The organism is Achromobacter sp. ACRQX (assembly GCF_022346505.1).
Taxonomy (GTDB): Bacteria; Pseudomonadota; Gammaproteobacteria; order Burkholderiales; family Burkholderiaceae_B; genus Achromobacter; species Achromobacter animicus.
This window is the reverse complement of sequence record NZ_JAKRML010000004.1, coordinates 53213-74900: the sequence shown is the minus strand read 5'-3', so window position 1 is coordinate 74900 and position 21688 is coordinate 53213. Positions and strand designations below refer to the sequence as shown.

At 65.5% G+C, this 21688-nt stretch carries 19 protein-coding genes and 6 tRNA genes; 6 read left to right on the top strand and 19 right to left on the bottom strand.

What is annotated here, in order from left to right:
- Positions 1-5: 5 nt before the first annotated feature.
- The 4 genes from moaB to moaC are packed head-to-tail and all read right to left on the bottom strand — an operon-like array spanning position 6 to position 1731.
- Entirely contained in the window at positions 6-527 is a 522-nt protein-coding gene (moaB, locus tag MHZ91_RS05675; protein WP_239212859.1) for a molybdenum cofactor biosynthesis protein B, read from the bottom strand.
- Positions 524-1006 (bottom strand): molybdenum cofactor biosynthesis protein MoaE, encoded by a 483-nt coding sequence (locus tag MHZ91_RS05670; RefSeq protein WP_239212858.1) that lies wholly within the window; start codon positions 1004-1006, stop codon positions 524-526. The genes moaB and MHZ91_RS05670 overlap by 4 nt, the downstream gene beginning before the upstream one ends.
- Positions 1007-1010: 4 nt before the next feature.
- Complete coding sequence (locus tag MHZ91_RS05665; protein ID WP_239212857.1) at positions 1011-1262, bottom strand: MoaD/ThiS family protein; 252 nt, start codon at positions 1260-1262, stop codon at positions 1011-1013.
- Positions 1243-1731, bottom strand: coding sequence for a cyclic pyranopterin monophosphate synthase MoaC (moaC, locus tag MHZ91_RS05660; RefSeq protein WP_175124515.1), 489 nt, complete (start codon positions 1729-1731; stop codon positions 1243-1245). Before moaC ends, MHZ91_RS05665 begins: the two co-directional genes overlap by 20 nt.
- Positions 1732-1897: 166 nt before the next feature.
- On the opposite strand from moaC, the gene MHZ91_RS05655 reads away from it, so the two are divergent.
- On the top strand, positions 1898-5605 hold the full coding sequence (locus MHZ91_RS05655) for a DUF748 domain-containing protein (RefSeq protein WP_239212856.1): 3708 nt from the start codon (positions 1898-1900) through the stop codon (positions 5603-5605).
- 69 nt (positions 5606-5674) lie between these two features.
- Positions 5675-6556, top strand: coding sequence for a dienelactone hydrolase family protein (locus MHZ91_RS05650; RefSeq protein WP_191576051.1), 882 nt, complete (start codon positions 5675-5677; stop codon positions 6554-6556).
- 400 nt (positions 6557-6956) lie between these two features.
- Here the strand turns inward: MHZ91_RS05650 and MHZ91_RS05645 are convergent, their stop codons facing one another.
- Positions 6957-7379 (bottom strand): hypothetical protein, encoded by a 423-nt coding sequence (locus MHZ91_RS05645; RefSeq protein WP_175138166.1) that lies wholly within the window; start codon positions 7377-7379, stop codon positions 6957-6959.
- 247 nt (positions 7380-7626) lie between these two features.
- On the opposite strand from MHZ91_RS05645, the gene MHZ91_RS05640 reads away from it, so the two are divergent.
- Entirely contained in the window at positions 7627-8130 is a 504-nt protein-coding gene (locus MHZ91_RS05640) for a peroxiredoxin (RefSeq protein WP_056326595.1), read from the top strand.
- Positions 8131-8216: 86 nt separating this feature from the next.
- A complete protein-coding gene (locus tag MHZ91_RS05635) occupies positions 8217-9791 on the top strand; it encodes an MFS transporter (RefSeq protein WP_239212854.1) in 1575 nt (524 codons plus the stop codon).
- Between the two features lie 7 nt (positions 9792-9798).
- Here MHZ91_RS05635 and MHZ91_RS05630 read toward each other — a convergent pair whose 3' ends face one another.
- The 9 genes from MHZ91_RS05630 to MHZ91_RS05590 all read right to left on the bottom strand — a co-directional run bounded on the left by MHZ91_RS05630 (position 9799) and on the right by MHZ91_RS05590 (position 14522).
- Entirely contained in the window at positions 9799-10674 is an 876-nt protein-coding gene (locus MHZ91_RS05630) for a DMT family transporter (RefSeq protein WP_239213006.1), read from the bottom strand.
- Complete coding sequence (gene bioB / locus MHZ91_RS05625; RefSeq protein WP_239212852.1) at positions 10671-11690, bottom strand: biotin synthase BioB; 1020 nt, start codon at positions 11688-11690, stop codon at positions 10671-10673. The genes MHZ91_RS05630 and bioB overlap by 4 nt, the downstream gene beginning before the upstream one ends.
- Positions 11691-11942: 252 nt before the next feature.
- On the bottom strand, positions 11943-13478 hold the full coding sequence (locus MHZ91_RS05620; protein WP_239212850.1) for a helix-turn-helix transcriptional regulator: 1536 nt from the start codon (positions 13476-13478) through the stop codon (positions 11943-11945).
- 257 nt (positions 13479-13735) lie between these two features.
- A tRNA-Asp gene (locus tag MHZ91_RS05615) sits at positions 13736-13812 on the bottom strand.
- A gap of 80 nt (positions 13813-13892) precedes the next feature.
- Positions 13893-13968, bottom strand: a tRNA-Glu gene (locus tag MHZ91_RS05610).
- Positions 13969-14016: 48 nt separating this feature from the next.
- Positions 14017-14092 (bottom strand) — tRNA-Ala (locus MHZ91_RS05605).
- Between the two features lie 105 nt (positions 14093-14197).
- Positions 14198-14274, bottom strand: a tRNA-Asp gene (locus MHZ91_RS05600).
- A gap of 64 nt (positions 14275-14338) precedes the next feature.
- Positions 14339-14414, bottom strand: a tRNA-Glu gene (locus MHZ91_RS05595).
- A 32-nt stretch (positions 14415-14446) separates the two neighbouring features.
- A tRNA-Ala gene (locus tag MHZ91_RS05590) sits at positions 14447-14522 on the bottom strand.
- A gap of 146 nt (positions 14523-14668) precedes the next feature.
- Between MHZ91_RS05590 and MHZ91_RS05585 the strand changes: the two genes are divergently transcribed.
- Both MHZ91_RS05585 and MHZ91_RS05580 read left to right on the top strand, forming a co-directional pair.
- Positions 14669-14899, top strand: a complete 231-nt coding sequence (locus tag MHZ91_RS05585) for a hypothetical protein (RefSeq protein ID WP_239212849.1) — start codon at positions 14669-14671, stop codon at positions 14897-14899.
- Between the two features lie 55 nt (positions 14900-14954).
- Entirely contained in the window at positions 14955-15962 is a 1008-nt protein-coding gene (locus MHZ91_RS05580) for an aldo/keto reductase (RefSeq protein ID WP_175186273.1), read from the top strand.
- 73 nt (positions 15963-16035) lie between these two features.
- On the opposite strand, the gene lnt is transcribed toward MHZ91_RS05580, so the two are convergent.
- The 5 genes from lnt to miaB all read right to left on the bottom strand — a co-directional run bounded on the left by lnt (position 16036) and on the right by miaB (position 21649).
- Positions 16036-17664, bottom strand: coding sequence for an apolipoprotein N-acyltransferase (gene lnt / locus MHZ91_RS05575; protein WP_239212848.1), 1629 nt, complete (start codon positions 17662-17664; stop codon positions 16036-16038).
- On the bottom strand, positions 17661-18551 hold the full coding sequence (locus MHZ91_RS05570) for an HlyC/CorC family transporter (protein ID WP_175124529.1): 891 nt from the start codon (positions 18549-18551) through the stop codon (positions 17661-17663). Before MHZ91_RS05570 ends, lnt begins: the two co-directional genes overlap by 4 nt.
- A gap of 170 nt (positions 18552-18721) precedes the next feature.
- Positions 18722-19195 (bottom strand): rRNA maturation RNase YbeY, encoded by a 474-nt coding sequence (ybeY, locus tag MHZ91_RS05565; RefSeq protein WP_175124530.1) that lies wholly within the window; start codon positions 19193-19195, stop codon positions 18722-18724.
- The gene (locus tag MHZ91_RS05560) at positions 19185-20210 is read right to left on the bottom strand and encodes a PhoH family protein (RefSeq protein WP_175138175.1); all 1026 of its coding nucleotides are present in this window, start codon (positions 20208-20210) and stop codon (positions 19185-19187) included. The genes ybeY and MHZ91_RS05560 overlap by 11 nt, the downstream gene beginning before the upstream one ends.
- A complete protein-coding gene (gene miaB / locus MHZ91_RS05555; protein ID WP_239212846.1) occupies positions 20207-21649 on the bottom strand; it encodes a tRNA (N6-isopentenyl adenosine(37)-C2)-methylthiotransferase MiaB in 1443 nt (480 codons plus the stop codon). Before miaB ends, MHZ91_RS05560 begins: the two co-directional genes overlap by 4 nt.
- Positions 21650-21688 lie beyond the last annotated feature (39 nt).

Here is a 21688-nt window from a genome sequence, read left to right as displayed (position 1 = left end):
GGGTGTCAGGCTTCTTCTTCGTGATTCTTGAATTGCGAGGCGAAATTGCAGGGGCGGTGGCCACTGTCGAGCTGCTCGCGAAGGATCTTTGTCCAGGCGGTCTCGCAGGCGTTGTTCGAGCCGGGCAGGCAGAAGATCAGCGTGTGGTTGGCCGACCCCGCGAACGCGCGCGACTGGATCGTGGAACTGCCGATCTCGGTGTAAGAGATCTGGCGGAAGAGTTCGCCGAAACCCGGAATCTCGCAGTCCAGCAGCGGCAGGATGGCCTGCGGCGTGTGATCGCGATGCGAGAAGCCCGTGCCGCCGGTGGTCAGAATGACCTGCACTTCCGGGTCGGCGATCCAGTCGCTGATGACGCGACGGATCTGGTAGATGTCGTCGCGCACGATGTCGCGCCGCACGCACTGATGACCGGCCTGCGCCAGGCTGTTCGCCAGCAGGTTGCCGGACGTGTCATCGCCCGCGCTGCGGGTGTCGCTGATCGTCAGTACGCCGCAGCCCAACGGGACCGGGATGGCTTCGCTCATGGATTCTCCTTTTTGTCGGCAGTGTCTTCGTCCCAGGCGTTCGTGCGGTCCTGGTCGGATTGGCGCTGTTCCACCCAGAAGCTGTCGCCGCCCGCCAGGGTCTCGCGCTTCCAGAAGGGCGCGCGCGTCTTGAGCGCGTCGATGATGTATTCGCAACCGCGGAAGGCGTCGCCGCGATGGGCGCTGGCCGCCGCCACGTACACGATCTGCGCGTTGCGGTGCAGCGCGCCGACGCGGTGGACGATGACCGTGCCGGCCAGATTCCAGCGCGCGCGGGCGGTGGCGGCAATGTCTTCGAGCTCGCGCTCGCACATGCCCGGATAGTGTTCAAGAAACAGCGTGTCGGTGGGCGTGTCCGGCGCATAGTCGCGCACGTAGCCCACGAATGTGACGATGCCGCCCACGCCGGGGCCGGCTGATTCCCGCAGCGCGGCGGTGAGCGCCGCGCTGTCAAAGTCGGCTTCCTGGACGCGGATCATGGCGTCAGCCTCCGGTGACCGGTTCAAACACCGCGACTTCGTCGCCGGCGCGGATAGCGGCGGTGGGCTTGGCGTGCGTCTGGTTGATGGCCAGCTTCAGGCGCGTGGCCGGTTCCAGCTGGGGATAGCGTTCGCCCAGCTCGGCCAGCAATCGCGCGCCGGTGGATTCGCCCTGCACGGGCCAGGTTTCGGTGCGCTTGCCGACCAGTTCGGCCACGCGCGCGAAGTACAGCAGATTAATCGTTGCGCCATTCACCGCTTTTACCTCCCGCCTTGTACTTAAGGCGAACTTGTTCGATCACGATGCCTTTGTCGGCCGCCTTGCACATGTCGTAGATGGTCAGCGCGGCCACGCTGCACGCCATCATGGCTTCCATCTCGACGCCCGTCTTGTAGCTGGTGCGGCAGGTGGACAGGATGTCGATGCGATGCTCGGCGTCGTTCAGGGCGAATTCCACGCCGACGAACGACAGCGGCAGGCTGTGGCACAGAGGGATCATGTCGGCGCAGCGTTTGGCGGCCAGGATGGCGGCCACGCGCGCCGTGTTCAGCACCTCTCCCTTGCCCTGGCCCGGCTGGGTCAGCAGGCCATAGGCCACGGCGTTCATGCGGATGCTGGCGGCGGCGACCGCCACGCGCTCGGTGTCCGTCTTGGCGATGACGTCGACCATGCGGACCTGGCCGGCTTCGTCCAGGTGACTCAAGGTGGGGGTGGTCTCGGACATGGAAATCGGGATCAAGAATTGTTAATGAATGAAAAGAGCGGGGCCGGGCAAGCCGGCCGGGTCTGCTGTTCCGCCTATGATAGACGAGCAGTAAAGGGGGCGCGATAATCGCGCCTGCAGTCAGTGGAAGGTTGGATCGCCTTCAATATGTATCAGGAGACTTTCAATGCCCGTGCGGATGCCCAAGCTACGGTTCACCCGACGCGCCGGCAAGATTCTCCTGGGTATTGTGGCGTTCGTGCTGATTCTGTTTGGCGTTGCGGCCTGGCAAGTGCCAAAGGTGCTGCACGGCGTCCTGACTGACGATGTCTCGAAGATGATCGGCCGCGACGTTTCCGTCGGCAAGATCACCTTCAATCCCTTCACGCTGACCGTCCGCGCGCAAGACCTGGCCGTGGCGCAGCCCGGCGCGCAGACGCCGTTGCTGACCTTGGCCGAACTGGATGCCAGCGCATCGTGGACATCGCTGTTCTGGTTTGCACCGGTGGTCGATCGTCTGACGCTGCGGCAGCCTACCATCGCCATCGTTCGCGAAGACGTCCTGCGCTTCAATTTCTCTGACATAGAACAACGCGTCGCCGAATTGGCCGCGGCCAAGCCTGACGAGCCGCCCAAGCCGGACGAAGGCCTGCCGCGTTTTTCGCTGAACAACATGGTGATCGAGAACGGCACGATCACGCTGGACGACAAGGTCACCGGCCGCAAGCAGGTTGTCGACGAGTTCGCCATCGGCATCCCGTTCATCTCGACCTTCGGCTATGCCACCGACATCGACGTGCAGCCGCGCCTGCACCTGCGCATCAATGGCAGTCCGTTCGACCTGACCGGCGTGGCGCGTCCGTTTGACGTGGTGCCTTCATCCACCTTGCGCGTGGCCTTTGACGGCCTGCAACTGGAAAAGTGGGCGGACGTCTGGCCCATGCCGCTGCCGTTCAAGGTCGAGAGCGCGCTGCTGGATTCGAACCTGCAGGTCGTTTTCGAACAACCCAAGGACGCGCCGCCCAAGATCCGCGTCGTCGGCGATCTGGGCTTGCGCCGTCTGGACGTGCGGGATCCGTCCGGCGGCAGTCTGGCCGCGTGGAGTGCGTTGACCGTCAGCCGGCTGGAACTGGAGCCGATCGCGCGGCAGGTGTATATCGGCGAGGTCGGCCTGTGGGCGCCGCAGATCCACGTGCGGCGTCATGCGAATGAGCACTTGAACTGGCAGGATGTCGTCGCCGGACTGAAGGCGCTGGGCGGCGTGGAGCCGACCGCCACGCCTGTCCGCGATGAAATGCGCAAGGCCAGCGGGCTGAAGCCGCTGGCTGCGGGCGGGGCGCCCGCATCGGCGGGGACACCTGCCGCGGCAGGTGCGCAGGCGCCGGGTACGCAATCGCCTTCGACCTCGGCCCCCGTCGCCAAGGCAGACGCCGGGACGGGGTCAACGGCGCAAGCGCCCACCGGACCAGCGTCAGGCGCGCCACGCCCCGCTGACCCGGCCGGCACTGCCCCGACGGCTGGCGCTACCCCGACGGCTGGCGCTACCCCGACGGCTGGCGCTGCCCCGGCCGCCGACACTGCCGCCGCTAGCGCGCCCACCCCCGCACCGGCCGAATGGCAAGTCACCCTCGACGCCTTCAACCTCCACGAAGGCGAGGTCTACGTCACCGACGCGGTCAGCAAGCTCGACTACGTGATGACCGGCTTGGCCGCCACTGTTGAAGGCGTCGAACTGCCGCAGCAGCCGGACCGGCCCATCAACCTGTGGCTGACCATGGACAACAGCACCGATGGCGGCTGGCTGCGCGCCAAAGGGCCGCTCGTCATCAATCCGCTGTCGCTCGACATGAACGTGCGCCTGGGCAATGTGGCGCTCGCGCCGTTGGCGCCCGCCGTGCGTAGCGCTGCGCCGATCAGCCTGCTTGACGGCCGACTGGGCGCCACCGCGCAGGTCCACGTGCGCGAAAAAGGCGGCGCGATCGACGCATCCGCCACGGCCGTGCAAGCCGACCTGACACAGTTCAAGGCCCGTGACGAATCGCTCAAGCCCGCGCTCGACATCGCAATGCAGTCCTTGCGCATCACCGCCGACCGCCTCGCCATGGGCCCCGGCCAAAGCAACTTCACCCTGGCCGCTGCCGGCGTCCAGGGCGACGGCAAGCTGGACCTCAAAGGCGTCTTCACCCCGCAGCCGCTTACCCTCAAGACCGCCGTCGACCTCTCCGGCCTGAACGTCGCCAGCTTCGCGCCGTACTTCGCCTCCAGCCTGAACGCCACCGTCCGCGCCGTCACGCTGGGCGCCAAGGGCAACGCCGAATTCATTGCCGCCGCCGGCAACGCCCCAATGAAGGCCGCCTGGAAGGGCGCCGTCGACGTCACCGACCTGGATCTGCAAGACCGCGTCAACAAGGACGACTTCCTGAACTGGAAGCGCCTGGGCTTCACCGGCATGGACATCTCCGTGGCGGGCGACAAGATCGGCGCCAAACTGGGCGACATCGCGCTCGAAGACTTCTACGGCCGCATCCTGCTCAATGCGCAAGGCCGGCTCAACGTCATGGACCTGGTGGCCGCGCCTGGACAGGCCGGCGGCTCCATCACGCAGGACACGCAGACCCCAGGCCGCAGCGCCGATATACCCGCCGCGCCGCCTGCACCCGCGGCGCCTGCGCCGTCCGCCAAGGGCAGCCGGGCAAGCGCCATGCCGGACATCTCGGTCAACAGCGTCACGCTGACTCGCGGACGCATGACCTTCACCGACCGCTTCGTCAAACCCAACTACGTCGCCGAGCTGTCCAGCATCGAAGGCGGCATCACCGCCGTTTCTTCCTCCAACCCGCAGCCCGCCAAGGTCAAGGTCACGGGGCGGGTCTACACCACCGCGCCGCTCTCCATCAGCGGCGTCGTGCAGCCCTTCGCCCAATACCTGACCCTGGACCTCAAGGCGTCCGCCAAGGGCGTCGACCTGCCACGCTTCAACACCTATTCGGCCAAGTACGTCGGCTACCCCATCAAGCGCGGCAAGCTCTCCGTAGACCTGGAATACAAGATCAAGAACCGCGCCTTGCAGGCCACCAACCACGTCGTGCTCAACCAGCTCACCTTCGGCGACAAGACCAACAGCCCCGACGCCACCAAGCTACCCGTGCTGCTGGCCGTCGCGCTGCTCAAGGACTCGCGCGGCAACATCGACATTAACCTGCCCATCTCCGGCTCGCTCGACGACCCCGAGTTCTCGGTCGGCGGCATCGTCGTGCGCGTGCTGATGAACCTGGTCGTCAAAGCCGTGACCTCGCCCTTCAGCCTGCTCGCGTCCGCGTTCGGCGGGGGCGAAGAATTGTCCTACGTCGAATTCGCGCCCGGCAGCGCCGTTCTCACCGAAAACACGATCCAGCGCATCGATACCCTTACCAAGGCGCTCACCGACCGCCCGGCCCTCAAGATGGACATCAGCGGCCGCGCCGACCCCAAGACCGACTCGGAAGGCCTGCGCCAGGCCTGGGTCGACGCCCAGATCCGCGCCGCCAAGGCCGCCGACGTCGCCCCGCGCGGCAAGAAGCCCGACCCCAAGGGTGTCACGGTCTCCGCCGCCGAACGTGCCAAGTACCTCGAAGACGTCTACGATGACGCAGACCTCAAGGACAAACCGCGCAATTTCATCGGCATGGCCAAGTCCGTCCCGGCCGCACAGATGGAAGCAATGCTCCGCGCGGCCGCCCCGGTCGGCGAGGATCAACTGCGCCAACTGGCCGATGCCCGCGCGCAGGCGGTATATGAGAAGTTGCAAGCCCAGGAAGGACTCGCGGACCGCGTGTTCATCGTTGCGCCGCAGCTGGACGCCGATGGCATCAAGGACGAGGGGCAACCCTCACGCGTGGACTTCTCCCTGAAGTGAACTCGGCAGGCCAGGGCAGGGACGCGAGGCGCGTCCCGCCATGCCCGTCTTTTACCAGGAGATTTTTCGATGAAAGACCAGGACGACGCGCATTTCGACAGCCTGCTCCCGCCCTTGCGGCTGGACCGGCGAGGCTTCCTTGCCACCACCGCGGCGGCAGGTTTCTCGCTGGCAGCAGGCCCCGTGGTGGCGCAAACCGCCATCACCACGGACGCCAAGGGCCTCGTGGCCGGCAGGATCGAAATCCCCACCTCCGACGGCAAGATCCCCGCGTTCCGCGCCGCGCCGGATGGCAAGAAGAACCTGCCCACGATCATCGTCGTCCAGGAAATCTTCGGCGTGCACGAATACATCCAGGACGTCTGCCGGCGCCTCGCCCACCAGGGCTACCTCGCCATCGCGCCGGAACTCTATGCGCGCCAGGGCGACCCGTCCAAGTACACCGAAATCCCCAAACTGCAGGCCGAAATCGTCAGCAAGGTCCCCGACAAACAGGTCATCGCCGACCTGGACGCCACCGCCGCCTGGGCCGCCGCCAACGGCGGCAACCCCGACCGTCTGGGCATCCTGGGCTTCTGCTGGGGCGGCCGCCAGGTCTGGCTCTACGCCGCCCACAACCCCAAACTCAAGGCCGGCGCCGCCTGGTACGGCCAGTTGGCGGGTGACCCCACCGAACTGAAACCCAAGTCGGCCCTGGCCATCGTCAACGACCTGAAGGCCCCGGTGCTTGGCGCCTACGGCGGCAAGGACGCCGGCATCTCCCAGGCCGACGTCGACCGCATGCGCGTCGAACTCGCCAAGGGCTCCGCGGCCGCCAAGGCGTCTCGCATCGACATCTACCCCGAAGCGGGCCACGCTTTCCACGCCGACTATCGCCCGTCGTACCGCAAGGCGGAAGCCGAACAGGCGTGGACGCGGATGCTGGACTGGTTCAAGCAAAACGGGCTGTAAAAGACCCAAGCCCGCGGGCAAAGCTCCCTACACGCGCAGCGGCAACACGCCGACGCAAGACACTGCGTAAGCCCCCGAAGGCCGCCCGCGCGGCCGACCGGGGGCGGGCACCGCAAGATCTTCCATCACGCACCACCCGTGAGAAGAACCTCAAGAACCCAACCCGGCCCGACGACCGCAAAGATTCAAAGATGCAGCCTGGTGTGCCGGCCGCCTGGGGTGCGCGGGGCGTCGATAAGCCCGAGGGAATCTGAAGGAATCGCCGAAGGCGGTGACGAAGATGACGACGGGGCAGTCCGGAGCGAAGGCTCCGGACCGCAATCGTGGCCCCGCGCACCCCAGGTGGCCGGCGCGCCGGGCGTCTAAAGAACTCAAATCACGCCGCACAAGAACCAAAGCCCTACCGAGCCTTCTCCCCCGGCAGCCCATCACTAACCTCAGCCAGCGCCCGCTTCATGTCCTCGTACTTCATCACCCGCTCGCTCTGAAACCCGCCCAGCACCCCACGGCACCCATCCACCCCAGACCGCTTCATCTCCTCCATCATCGTCGTACCATCGGCCTGCCCCTTTGCAAAGGCCGCATCGAAGCCGCCCGTCGGGAATCCATATTCCTCGGCATAGCGCGTGAGATTCTTCCGAGCCGTCTCCTGATGCTGCGCCAAGTCAGGCTCTGAAGCCCCACAAGCACGCGCCGCGCCATTGGACGCGCCAGCGGCGATAACGAAAGAGTCGTATTGGGCCTGCTCTGCCGCATCGGGAGCCGCCCACGCCGGGGCAGCAGCGGCTAGCGTCAATGCCAGACCGGTCAGGAATTTGCGCATCGAAAGTCTCCCGGTGAAGCCCTCCGCAGCGGTCAGCCTCTCGCGGCTGCGGCGGGCGTTGTCTACCACGGCATTATGGCAACCGCGCGTTTCATCTCCATGTGCTCGCCGTGTGGAGTCGTTTCGAACTGTTCATCTTCTTTTCGCCTTCCGCCAAAGGCAGCAAGCCGGCCGCGCTCGAACTATGATGGGGGCTGTGAGGCAGTCCTGCCTCAATGCATTGCCCCCTTTCATTTTGGAGATCTACATGACGATCAAAGTCGGCGACCGCGTGCCCGATGGCACGTTGACCGAATTCATCGAAACCGAAACCGCCGGCTGCTCGCTCGGTCCCAACGCGTTCCAGGTCGCCGACCTGACCCGCGGCAAGACGATTGCGCTGTTTGCCGTGCCGGGCGCCTTCACGCCCACCTGCTCGGCCAAGCATCTGCCCGGCTATGTCGAACAGGCCGCTGCCCTCAAGGCCAAGGGCATCGACGAAATCTGGTGCGTGTCCGTCAACGACGCCTTCGTCATGGGCGCCTGGGGACGCGAACAGAAGACCGACGGCAAAGTCCGCATGCTGGCCGACGGCTCCGCGCTGTGGACCAAGGAACTCGGCCTGGAACTGGACCTCGTCCAGCGCGGCATGGGCGTGCGCTCGCAGCGCTACTCCGCCCTGATCGTCGACGGCGTTGTGAAGCAACTGAACGTGGAAGCGCCTGGCAAGTTTGAAGTCAGCGACGCGGCCACCATGCTCTCGCAAGCCTGATCCCCGCAGGTTCCTGTTTTACCCCCAGTGTTGCGGGCCGCCCAGGCGGCCCGCGGCGCTGAAAGCCAGCAGCGGTTGTCGACGCCATGCTCTCCACGATCTCATCGTTTTCGTCGCTTTATTTTGCGACCTTGCTGATGCTTATCGGCACAGGTCTCTTCAACACCTACATGGGCCTGCAACTGACCGCCCAGTCCGTCAGCGAAGTGTGGATCGGCACCTTGATCGCCGGCTACTACCTCGGGCTCGTGTGCGGCGCGCGGCTTGGGCACAAGCTCATCATCCGCGTCGGCCACATCCGGGCGTTCGTCGCCTGCGCGGCCATCGCCACCAGCATGATCCTGGCGCAGACGCTGGTCGAATTCATGCCCCTGTGGCTGGTGTTCCGTATCGTCTCCGGCATCGTCATGGTGACCGAGTTCATGGTAATCGAGAGCTGGCTCAACGAACAGACCGAAAACCACCAGCGCGGCCGCGTTTTCTCTGTCTACATGGTCGTCTCCGGCCTGGGCACCGTGCTGGGCCAACTGGCGCTCACCGCCTACGCCACGCTGGACCTGCGCCCGCTTACCCTCGTCGCGATGTGCCTCGTGCTGTGCCTGGTGCCGCTTGCCGTCACAGCCCGGTCCCACCCGCCCACGCCGCTGCCCGCGCCGCTGGACGTAAAGTTCTTCATGCGGCGCGTGCCGCTGTCCATGACCGTGCTCTTCGTAGCGGGCAATCTGTCCGGCGCGTTCTACGGCCTGGCCGCGGTGTATGGCGCCAAGAATGGCCTGTCCACATCGCAGGCCGCCATCTTCGTCGCGGCCGCCGTGACGGCGGGTCTGTTGTCGCAGTGGCCGATGGGCTGGCTGTCCGACCGCATCAACCGCGCCGGCCTCATCCGCTTCAACGCGTTGTTGCTGGTCCTGCTGCCTGCCGTCATGTGGGGCTGGATCGCGTTGCCGTTCTGGGCGCTGGTCGCCATGTCCTGCGTCTTCGGCATCCTGCAGTTCACGCTGTACCCGTTGGGCGCGGCCTTTGCCAATGATCACGTTGAATCGGAAAGACGAGTCAGTCTGTCGGCGGTGTTGCTGATGACCTATGGCCTGGGCGCCTGTGTGGGGCCGATGATCGCGGGCTTCATGATGTCGCTGGGCGGACCCGCCATGTATTACGTGTTCATCTCGGCGTGCGCCGTGATTCTGGTCTGGCAGGTGCGGCCCACGCGCGTCACCGGCGCACACCAGGTCGACGAGGCGCCGACGCATTTCGTACCGATGCCGGACACGCTGCAAAGTTCGCCCGCGGCGGCGGTGCTGGATCCGCGGGTGGATCCCGAGAACGACATCGCCATGGAAATGGTGCAGCCGGATCCGTCCGCGGCGCCGGCGCCGCCGGAGCCGGTGGCCGAGGGCGCATCGGTGGATTCCGCGGCGGGGCAGGGCGGAATGGACGAGACGGCGGATACGGCTGCGGGAGCGGGAGGCGGATCCGACACGATGCCGGATTCGATGTCGGACCAGACACCAGACCGTGTGTCGGGCTCCGCATCGACTGCCGCATTGGACGCTGCATCGACCGCAGCATCAACCGCCACATCGACCGCCACATCGGACTCCACATCAGACGCCGCATCAGACGCGAACCCCCCCGAACGCCAGCGCCGCACCGGCACCTGAAGCGCCCCTACCAGGGCGTCATCAGCAAAATGGCGGACAACGCCAGCGCAATGCCCAGCACGTTCACACGCGTGAGCGGTTCACGGAACGCCAGGGCGCCCACCAGGGTGCCCAGCGTGATCACTCCCATATTCATCGACGCGAACACCAGCGCGGGGTGCTCGGGCAGCGACTGGTGCGCGCGCACGTAGGTCAGGATGTTGCCGAAGTTGGCCAGCCCCAGCGCCACCCCCGCGGCCAGATGCCGCGCCTGCCAGCGTACGCGGCGCCACAACAGATACGCAAGCATCAGCGCGCCCGCCATCAGGAACGTCAGCAACAGGCTGCCCGCAAATGCGGTCCCCGTGCGGGCAACCTGCTTGAACAGGATGTCGATCACGCCATAGCCCGCCCAGACCACCAGCGGCCAGAGCCACATCGCGCGCCGGTCCTCGGCCGCCGTGGCTTCGGATAAACGAATGCGCGGCGGTTGGCGCAGCAGGCAGAAGAGGGCGGCGAAGGCCAGCGCGATGGCCGCCAATTTGCGTCCCGTGACCGGTTCGCCGAACAGCGCGAACGCGGCCAGCAGCGGAATGAACAGCGACAGGCGCTGCGCGGCGTCGCTGCGCACGATGCCGGCATGCCGCAACGCGACCGCCATCGCCAAAAAGACGCTCGGCAGCAGCACGCCCAGCGCGGCCAGCACCAGCCAGGGCGTTTGCGGCGCCAGCAGGCGCGCCGGATCGGGGCGCAGCACCAGCCAGCAGAGCAGGGCGGCCACGGCGTAGTTCATCGCGATCGCCTGGCGCACGTCGATCTGCCAACGTCGCGCCAGCTTGAGCATCACGGCGACCGTGACGCTGCAGGCCACGCTGGCCGTCAAATACAGAAGACCGGGCGTCAACGGCATGCCGCCTCCTCATGGCGGTCGTGCGCGGCGGCGTCGACCCGCATGCCCAATCGGTCGAGCAGGCGCTGGTCGGCCGCCATCTGCGGATTGGCGGTGGTCAGCAGCGCGTCGCCGTAGAACATGGAATTGGCGCCCGCCAGAAAGCACAGCGCCTGCATCGCATCGTCCATGGTCTCGCGCCCGGCCGACAGCCGCACGGCGGCGCGCGGCATTGCAATGCGCGCCACGGCGATAGTGCGCACAAACTCGAAGGGATCGAGGGCTTCGACATCGGACAACGGCGTGCCTTCCACCTGCACCAGGTTGTTGATCGGCACGGACTCGGGATAAGGCTCCATGCTGGCAAGCTGGGCGATCAGGCCGGCGCGTTCGCGGCGCGATTCGCCCATGCCCACGATGCCGCCGCAACACACGCTGATGCCGGCGTCGCGCACGCGGTCCAGCGTGTCCAGGCGGTCCTGGTACGTGCGTGTGGAGATGATCTTGCCGTAGAACTCCGGCGAGGTATCCAGGTTGTGGTTGTAGTAGTCCAGGCCCGCGTTCTTCAATTGCTCGGCCTGGCCGTCCCGCAACATGCCCAGCGTCACGCAGGTCTCCAGGCCCAGCGCCTTGACCGCGCTGACCATTTCGGCCACGGCGTCCAGGTGATGCGGCTTGGGACTGCGCCACGCGGCGCCCATGCAGAAGCGCTGCGCGCCGCCAGCCTGCGCCGCGCGGGCCGCGGCGACCACGTCTTCCAGCGGCATCAGCTTGTCGGCGTCCACGCCGGTGTTGTAGTGCGACGACTGCGGACAATACGCGCAGTCTTCGGGACAGCCGCCAGTCTTGATCGACAGCAGGCTCGACAACTGGATGACGTTCGGATCGAAATGGGCGCGATGCGTTTGCTGCGCCCGGTGCATCAGGTCCATGAACGGCAGCTCGTAGAGCGCCATGATGGCGTCGGCGCTCCAGGCCGAGGCCGGCAGGCGCTTGGGCGATGTCGGGACGGGAATGTACGCAGTCTGCATGGTCGGTGGCTCCTTCGTTCGTGCCGGGGATCTCGCCGCTGGCCTGATGGCCTGGGCTGGATCGGCGGATCGTAAGAAGGGGCGGCGTATTTGCGCAATGCGTTCGATATCGCCGGATTTAGCGGACGGTTGGGAACCTATTCAAAGAAAATGGCCGCTTTTGAGCGGCCAGTCGTCCTAGCGCGGCGGCATCTTCGGCGACGCGAAGATGCAGGATATTTTGATTCAAATTGTAAAACCGGAGCAAGCCAGTCAGGACTTGCCTTGCTTGTCCCGGTTGCGCGCGCTTTCGTGACCGGTGATGCCGCGGTCACGAGCCCAGACGATGGCGGCGCTGCGTCGGTGCACGCCGATCTTGCTGTAGATCGTGGCCACGTGATTGCGCACGGTGTTGCGCGACAGCTTGAGCGCCTTGGCAATGCCGTCGTCATCGTGACCCTGGCAGAGCAGGCCCAGCACCTCGCGCTCGCGCGACGTAAGCTGCGCCAGTTCTGCCACGTCGCGCGTCGCGGGAGCGGGTTGGCGCAGTTGCGCCAGTTTTTCGATGATGCCGCGGCTGAACCACGAGGTGTCCTGCATGACCGCCTCGATGGCCGTCAGCAGTTCGGTCTCTGACCGCTTGCGCTCGGTGATGTCCTGGATCACGATCAACACGCGGCGCAGCCCGCCGATCATGACGGGCTCGGCGGACACCAGGCAGTCGAGCTCGCCGCCGTCGCGCGCAATCATCACGGCTTCGCGGTTGCGCACGCTTTCGCCACGCTTCAGGGCGGCCAGCATGCCTTCGTACGGCCGCAATCCCAGTTCGACGAGGTCCTGCTCTGCCTTCTCGTCCAACGTCAGACCCGTGGCGGCGGCAAAGGCGTCATTGAGGTTCAGCACGTTCAAGGTGACGCCGTCGCAGACGGCCATCGGCACCGGGGCAAGCTGGAAGGCTTTGGAGAAGCGCTCTTCGCTTTCGCGCAGGGCCTCTTCGGTGCGCTTGCGGCCCTCCAGGTCGATGAACGTGAAAAGCATGCAGGGCTCGTCGTGCATGTCGATGGGCTGGCCTGCCACCACCACGAACTTGGAGGTGCCATCGGGCAGCTTCAGCACGCCCTCGCGCTGCGGAATGGTCTCGCCTTCATTGAGCCGAGCCACAGCCGTTTCTTTGTCGTCGCTCCCGTCCAGCACATCGATTTCATAGGCCGACTTGCCCAGCACCGCGTCGCGCGAGTAGCCGGTCATTTCCAGGAACCCCTGGTTCACCTTGACGTAGCGCAGGTCCGACAGCCGGCAGATCAACGCGGGAGCCGGATTGGCCGAGAAGGCGCGTTCAAAGCGTTCCTCGGCGTTGATCTGCGCGGTCTGGTCGTGCAGGATCAGGACGCGATAGGGCATGGGGCCGCCATCGTCCAGATTGAGGCCGCGCGCAAGCAGGTTGCGCGTGAATTCGTCGTCGTCTTTACGGGTCAGATCGAGCAGCAGGTCTTCGAATTCTTCGCCCGCCGCCAGCCGGTCCAAGGGATACTGTCGCGCCGGCACGCGATGATGGTTGCGATAGGTGAGCGTATATCGCTTGCGAAAGCCCGCGGGCGTGCCGCCCAGGTCTTCCATTGATTCGGCGCCGTGCAGCGCAAGTGCGCTGGCGTTGGCCCAGGCTATCGAGCCATCGGCCTCAAGCAGGATGATGCCTTCGTTGAGGCCCGCGATGATGCTCTGCAGGTGTTGGCGATGTGCTTGGGGTGCGGCGTCGTTGGGGGTCACGTAGGCCTCTTTTTTCTTCGCATGGCGTGTACGCGCAAGCATGAAGCCGCGCGCCGGTGCTGTCCAGAGGTCAAAAGGGAGGAGTCTCGCGGAAGGGGTACAACGAGAGGGGATTGCACCGCGCGAATGGCGGCGCCGGACAGCCCATGCAAAAGCATATGCGAAAGCAAAATCAAAATTGCAGAAATCAAAAGCACAAAAGCAAAAAGCTCCGGAATCCGGAGCTTAAGATGCGTGTACTTCAAATGCGTGCATTTCAAGTGCGTGCTGCGAGCAGCGTTCGGTAAGCGCAAAGTGCTTGGCGGAGCGGACGGGGCTCGAACCCGCGACCCCCGGCGTGACAGGCCGGTATTCTAACCAACTGAACTACCGCTCCGCAGCGGCTTACTGATGACTTCAACTTTCTTCACTACGGCTGTGGTGTCAAGACAGCTTGTACTGCATGCCAGATGAAGCTGGCGTCCCCTAGGGGATTCGAACCCCTGTACTCACCGTGAAAGGGTGATGTCCTAGGCCTCTAGACGAAGGGGACCTGGAACCAACAAGTTTACTACTGTACTGCGTTACTACTGAACTGCACTGGTGGAGGTAAGCGGGATCGAACCGCTGACCTCTTGCATGCCATGCAAGCGCTCTCCCAGCTGAGCTATACCCCCAGGGCGTCCTGCTGTTTCCAAACTTCAAACAACAAGGTCTCACACTTATAAAACAAAAAAGCCCCGAAAACGGAGCTCTTGAAAGACTCTGAGCGAGAGAGCTTTTGGCGGAGCGGACGGGACTCGAACCCGCGACCCCCGGCGTGACAGGCCGGTATTCTAACCAACTGAACTACCGCTCCGCAGCGGCTTAACTCAACTACATAATCACTTCAACTGCATCACTAATACTGCATGCCAGTAGACTGGCGTCCCCTAGGGGATTCGAACCCCTGTACTCACCGTGAAAGGGTGATGTCCTAGGCCTCTAGACGAAGGGGACTTGGACTTGCTGTACTGCTCTTCGCTTTGGACTGGTGGAGGTAAGCGGGATCGAACCGCTGACCTCTTGCATGCCATGCAAGCGCTCTCCCAGCTGAGCTATACCCCCGTTTCTCTAATCAATTCCTTCAACGTTTTCGCTTGAAACGCGCCGGTTAGAGCGCGTTTTTTGCTGTTTCGTTGCCGGTTTTGTTTAGTGCCGTTGGCGAAGAAACGAGATTATGCACGAACTAAATTGGGCGTGCAAGTCGCTTCATGGCAAAAAGCAAAAAAGTTGCGAAAAAAGAGGGTTGGATGGGCATTTTGAGGGCGGATTTAGCGCTGTATAGGTTGCCGAGCGAGCCTTCGATTGATGCAGAAATCAATGAAATCAAAGACTTGTGCTGGTGCTATCGTGGATGGGAAAAATTTTTTCGGCGTGTGGAAATTTCCACGCGAAGGCAGCGCGGAAAGTTGACGCGGATCGGCAAGGAAATCGACACATGAGCACTTCTCCATGAGCAGCACAGGCTTTCCCACCGTCGCCCTGGGGCGCACGGACATGAACATCACGCGCATCGGCCTGGGCGCTTGGGCCATGGGCGGCAATGGGTGGGCGGTGGGCTGGGGGCCGCAGGACGACGCCGAATCCATCAAGGCGATCCGGCACGCGATCGACCGCGGCATCAACTGGATCGACACCGCCGCGGTTTACGGCCTGGGCCATTCCGAGGACATCGTGCGGCAGGCGTTGGGCCAGATGCCCGCCAGCGAACGTCCGTACGTGTTTACCAAATGCGGCCTGACCTGGTCGCCCGAGCAGCCACAGGCGATGCCGCGGCGCACCGGCGCGCCGTCCAGCATTCGCCGAGAGCTTGAAGGGTCGTTGCGGCGATTAGGCGTCGAGCGCATCGACCTCTATCAGATGCACTGGCCTGCGGGAGACGGCACGCCGCTGGAGGCGTACTGGCAGGAATTGCTGGATCTGAAGCAGGCCGGGAAAGTCCGCGCGGTGGGATTGTCGAACCACAACCTTGCGCAGTTGCAGGCCGCGGAACACCTGGGGCATGTAGACACCCTGCAGCCGCCGTTCTCGGCGATCCAGCGCGCCGCGGCTATCGACCTCATTCCCTGGTGCGCGGCAAATGGCACGGGCGTGATCGTCTACAGCCCCATGAATTCGGGCTTGCTGACCGGCAAGTTCAGCGCCGAGCGTGCACGGGCCTTGCCGCCGGACGATTGGCGGGCGCGGCACGCGGATTTCCGGTCGCCCGAGCTGGAGCGCAACCTGGCGCTGGCCGATGCCTTCAAGCCCATTGCGGAGCGGCACGGCGCCACCGTGGCCGCCGCCGCAGCGGCATGGACGCTGGCGTGGCCGGGTGTGACGGGCGCCATTTTGGGGGCGCGCAGCGCATCGCAGGTGGACGGACTGATTGGCGCGGCCGAGCTGGAGTTGGATGCCGACGACATGCAGGCGATTGCAGACGCGATTGAAGTCACGGGAGCGGGGAACGGCCCGCTGCGCCCGCCCGACGAAACAGGCTCGCTGCCCGCGAACCTGTTTGCCTGAAGGAAGTCAGCCGCGCCGGGAAATCAGTCGCGCGGGGACGTCGGTGCTGCGTGGAATCAGCCGGGAAGTGGAATCAGCCGCGGCGCGGGCGGCGGGCGCTGCCCACGGCCGCGATCAGCGCCAGACCGATCAGCGCCAGCGCGGTCTTGTCCCCAAAACGCGCGTAGGGCGTGAGCCCCGTCATGCCCTGCACCGATACCGGCAGCACACCCGCCTGCAACGGCGCGAGTTGGGCGGCAACCTGGCCCTTTGCGTCGATGGCGGCGGTGATGCCGGTGTTGGTGGCGGTCAGCATCGGGCGCGCGGTCTCGATGGTGCGCAGCCGGCCGATCTGCAGATGTTGCCGCAGCGCCCAGCTATCGCCGAACCAGCCCAGGTTGCTGACGTTGACCAGGATGGTCGCGCCGGGCTCGCCGTTGGGGCCGGGTTGCAACGCGGGCAGCAGGTCGGGACCGAAGAGGTCTTCGTAGCAGATGTTGAACGCGATGTGCTGGCCGCCGACGGCAAACGGGGTCTGGCGTTCGCCGCCACGATCGAAGTCGCCCAGCGGGATGTTCAGCATTTCGACAAACCAGTGAAAGCCGGGCGGCACGTATTCGCCCCACGGCACCAGGTGGCGCTTGTCGTAGCGCATGGCAGTGTTGCCGCGCACCAGCTGTTCAACGGGCGTGGCGCCGTCAAAACCGATGACACTGTTGGTATAGCGCTCGCGGCCGTTGACGCGGTCATGCAGCGGCACGCCCATCGCGATGACGGTGTTGCGTTGGCCGGCCAGGTCGCGCCAGACTTCCCAGACGCGCGGATCGAGCTGGTCCTGGAAGATGGGCACCACTGTTTCCGGCAGGATCACCAATTGCGGCGCAGGTACGCCGGGCGCCGCGGGCAGGGCCGTCAGCTCCAGATGGCGCCGCAGGCTTTGCTCGAGGAGCGCAGGATCGAATTTCTGCGATTGTCCGATGTTGCCCTGCACGAGCCGCACGTTGAGCGGGTCGCCTACCGGCGCCGACCAGTCGATGCGGGACAGCGGCCAGCCCGCCGCAGCGAGCGCCACCGCGACGCCAGCGGCCAGCGCGTGGCGCGGACCCATGCCGGCCGTGCGCGAAGGCTGCCACAGGCTTGCCGCCGCCGCCGCGACGAATGCGGCCAGGAATGCCATGCCGTGCACGCCGAGCAGCGGCGCCCAGCCTGCAATGGGGCTGTCGACCTGCGCATAGCCGATGTTCAGCCACGGAAAGCCGGTGAGCAGCACCGAACGCAGCCATTCGAACGCGCCCCACATCGCAGCCCAGGCCAGCGTGGCGGCCAGGATGCGGGACGGGGGGGAATCGGCGGACAGCGGCGCGTAGCGGCGCGCCAGCGCATTGGCGGTCGCGGGAAACAGGGCCAGGAATGCCGACAGCGCCAGCACGGCCGCGACAGCCAGCGGTGCGGCAAGATCGCCGTAGCGGTGCAGGCTGATGAAGATCCAATACAACCCGAGCGCGTAGCTGGCAAAGTTGAACAGCCAGCCGCGTAGCCACGCCTGACGCGCCGACGGCGCATACAGCGTGACGCGCGCCAGCACGGCCAGCGCGGCGATCTGGGTGAACGCCAGCGCCCACCCGGGCAGCGGGCCGGGGGCAAAGGTCAGGGCGTGGACGGCGCCCGCCAGCACGAGGCCGGCGGCGCCACGCAGGAGTCGGCCGCGCGGGGTGCTGGTCATGCGTCGGTGGCGGGTGCTTCGGTCTGGGGTGTGGCCAGGCGCTTGACGCGCAGCCAGATGGCCCGGCGGGCGTCGCCGCGCGCCACTTCAAGGCGCAGGCCGTCGAAATCGGCGTGGTCGCCGCGGCGCGGAATACGGCCCAATTGGCCGCCCATCCAGCCGCCCACGCTGTCGTACTCGTCGTCGGGCAGTTGGCAGCCGAACACTTCGTTGAAGTGCGAGATGTCGGTGGCCGCGAGCACGCGCCACTGGTTCTCGCCTTCGGGGAAGATGGAATCTTCTTCAGTCTCGTCGAACTCGTCTTCGATGTCGCCGACGATCTGTTCCAGCACGTCTTCCATCGTCACCAGGCCCGAAATGCCGCCATGCTCGTCAATGACGATGGCCTGGTGGTTGCGGCTGGCGCGGAACTCGTGCAGCAGCACGTTCAAGCGTTTGGATTCGGGAATGAAGACGGCGGGGCGGACCAGCGTGCGCATTTCGATGTTGGGCTCGAGCATGCAGCGCAGCAGATCCTTGGCCAGCAGGATGCCGATGATGTTGTCGCGATCGCCCTCGTAGACGGGGAACCGCGAATGCGCGGTTTCGATCACCGAAGCCACCAGGTACGGGATGGGCTGCGTGACATCGAGCAGATCCATGCGCGAGCGCGGGACCATGATGTCGCCGACAGTGCCCTCGGACACGGCGAGCGCGCCCTTGATCATCTTGTACGACTCCGCGTCGAGCAACTGGCGTTCGTGCGCGGCTTCGAGGACGGCCTTGATGCCTTCGCGGTCCTCGGGCTCTTTGCGCACAAGGGAAAGCAGGCGGTCTAGGAGGGATTTGGTGGCGGGTTTGGTAGAGCGAGCAGGCGTCGCTTCGGGAGCAGGGTAAGGGTCAGACATCGTCCGGGAGGACAAGTTAGGGAGGAGCCAGCATAACCGATACTGGCCCTTCGTTTCTAACGCCGGCCCGGAAAATGGCTGCAATGGACGCGATCTGCGCCTTGCTGCACGCCATTTGCCGGCATTTTCTCAGGGTTGTCCCGAGGCTGCCGGCACGCGGGCGGCGGCGGTCAGTCGGCCACGTACGGATCGGCAATGCCCATCTGCGCAAGCGTCGCGGTTTCCAGGGCTTCCATGCGCTTGGCTTCGCGCGCCTTGATGTGGTCGTAGCCCAGCGAATGCAGCACGCCGTGGATGGTGAGGTGCGCGGCGTGGTCCAGCAGCGTCTTGCGCTGCTCGCGGGCCTCGCGCACCAGCACGGGCACGCACATGACGATGTCGCCGCGCGCCACGCCCACGGGATCGACGCCGTACTCGAAGGTCAGCACGTTGGTGGCGTAGTCGCGGCCGCGGAAGTCGCGATTCAGGCGGCGGCCCTCGGCCGCGCCGACCAGCCGCAGGCTCAGTTCAGCGGCCGAAAACTCGACCAGGCCGTCTTCAAAGGCGGCGCCCAGCGCGCGCTCTGCCCAGCGGCGCAGGCGCCAGCGGGGCAGGCGGGCCTCTTCGACGCCGTACTGCACGGACAGGGACAGCTCAGGCTTCATCTTCGGCTGCGCGGTCGTAAGCGTCGACAATGCGGGCGACCAGGGGGTGGCGCACGACATCGCGGCTGGTGAACTTGGTGGTGGCGATGCCCTGGACGTCATGCAGCACCTTGACCGCATGCGCCAGCCCGCTTTCCTGGCCGCGCGGCAGGTCGACCTGCGACGGGTCGCCGGTGATGACCGCCTTGCTGCCGAAGCCGATCCGCGTCAGGAACATCTTCATCTGCTCGGGCGTCGTGTTCTGCGCCTCGTCGAGGATGACAAAGGCGTGGTTCAGCGTGCGGCCGCGCATGTAGGCCAGCGGGGCGATCTCGATGGTCTGCTTCTCGAACAGGCGCTGGACCTTTTCGAAGCCCATCAGGTCGTACAGCGCGTCATACAGCGGGCGCAGGTACGGGTCGACCTTTTGCGCCAGGTCGCCAGGCAGAAAGCCCAGGCGTTCGCCGGCTTCGACGGCGGGGCGGGTCAGCACCAGGCGCTGCACCGTGTCGCGTTCCATGGCGTCGATGGCGCAGGCCACGGCCAGCCAGGTTTTGCCCGTGCCGGCAGGACCGACGCCGAACGTGATGTCGTGCTTGAGGATGTTGTTCAGGTAGTCGCGCTGGCGCGGCGTGCGCGGGCGCAGGTCGCTGCGCTTGGTGCGCAGCGCGATGCCGTCGCTTTCATCGTCCAGGGCGGGCAGGGCGTCCAGTTCCCTGGCCTGCTCTTCCTTGAGCTTGTCTTCCTGGCGGCCCACCCCGATCTCGACCAATCCAAGCTGGATGTCATCGATGGACAGGGCGCGGTGCACGGCCTGTTCGTGGAAGCGGCGCAGGATGCGGCCCGCCAGTTCGGCCCGCTCGCCTTCGATGGTGACGCGGCTGCCGCGGCGGGACAGCTTGACGGTCATGCCGTCGGCCAGTTGCCGCAGGTTCTCGTCCAGGGGGCCGCAGAGATTGGCCAGGTGGGTGTTGTCGCCGTCCAGGTTGACGATGACGGGCATGCTGCGACGCGCGCGGGGGCGGGGTGTGGTCATTCAGCCTCTTGCGAAGTGCGGTCCACGTCGGCCACGCGGGCACGCAGCGAATTCGTGTGCGCCTCGGTGATGACGACGTCGACCATTTGTCCGATGAGCCGCGCGGGCGCGGGGAAATTGACGATGCGGTTGTTCTCGGTGCGGCCCATGAGTTCGTTCGGGTCGCGGCGCGAGGGACCTTCGACCAGCAGGCGCTGACGCGTGCCCACCATGTTGCGGGCGATCGTTGCCGCCTGGTCGTTGATGAGCGCCTGCAGGCGCTGCAGACGGCGCAGCTTCACGTCCTGCGGGGTGTCGTCGGTGAGGTCCGCGGCGGGCGTGCCCGGGCGGCGCGAATACACGAACGAGAATGACGTGTCGAAGCCGACGTCCTCGATCAGCTTGAGCGTCTTTTCGAAGTCTTCCTCGGTCTCGCCGGGAAAGCCCACGATGAAGTCCGAGGACAGCGTCAGATTCGGGCGGGCGGCGCGCAGGCGGCGCACGACCGACTTGAATTCCAGGGTGGTGTAGCCGCGCTTCATGCCGGCCAGCACGCGGTCGCTGCCGGCTTGCACGGGCAGGTGCAGGAACGACACCAGCTTGGGCAGGCGGGCGTAGGCGTCCACCATGCGCTGGGTCATTTCCTTGGGGTGCGAGGTCGTGTAGCGGATGCGCTCGATGCCGGGGATTTCATGCACGTATTCCAGCAGCATCGCAAAGTCGGCGATCTCGTCGGAGTCCGTCATGCGGCCGCGGTAGGCGTTCACGTTCTGGCCCAGCAGCGTCACTTCCTTGACGCCCTGGTCCGCCAGGTCGGCCACTTCGATCAGGACGTCATCGAATGGGCGCGAGACCTCTTCGCCGCGCGTGTAGGGCACGACGCAGAAGCTGCAGTATTTGCTACAGCCTTCCATGATCGAGACAAATGCCGTGGCGCCTTCGACGCGCGGCGGCGGCATGTTGTCGAACTTTTCGATCTCGGGAAAGCTGATGTCGACCTGCGAACGGCCTTCGTCGCGGCGGCGCTTGATGAGGTCAGGCAGGCGGTGCAGGGTCTGCGGTCCGAACACCACGTCGACATACGGCGCGCGTTTGACGATGGCCTCGCCTTCCTGGCTGGCGACACAGCCGCCCACGCCGATGACGAGGTTAGGATTGGTCTTCTTCAGGTGTTGCACGCGGCCCAGATCCGAAAACACCTTTTCCTGCGCCTTTTCGCGCACGGAACAGGTGTTGAACAGGATGACGTCCGCCTCTTCCGGGTTGTCGGTCAGTTCGAGCCCGACCTGGTCCTCGCGCAGCACGTCGGCCATCTTGTCCGAGTCGTACTCGTTCATCTGGCAGCCGAAGGTGCGGATGTACAGCTTGCGGGGGGAGCCGGCGCCGGGAGTGGCCGAAGGCAGGGCGGCGGAGACGCCGTCGCGGGGATTGCCCGCGCGCTTGAGAGAGGTTTCTTGCATGATGGTCGCCGTGACGGGTGTAGATCCCGGGGGCTGGAA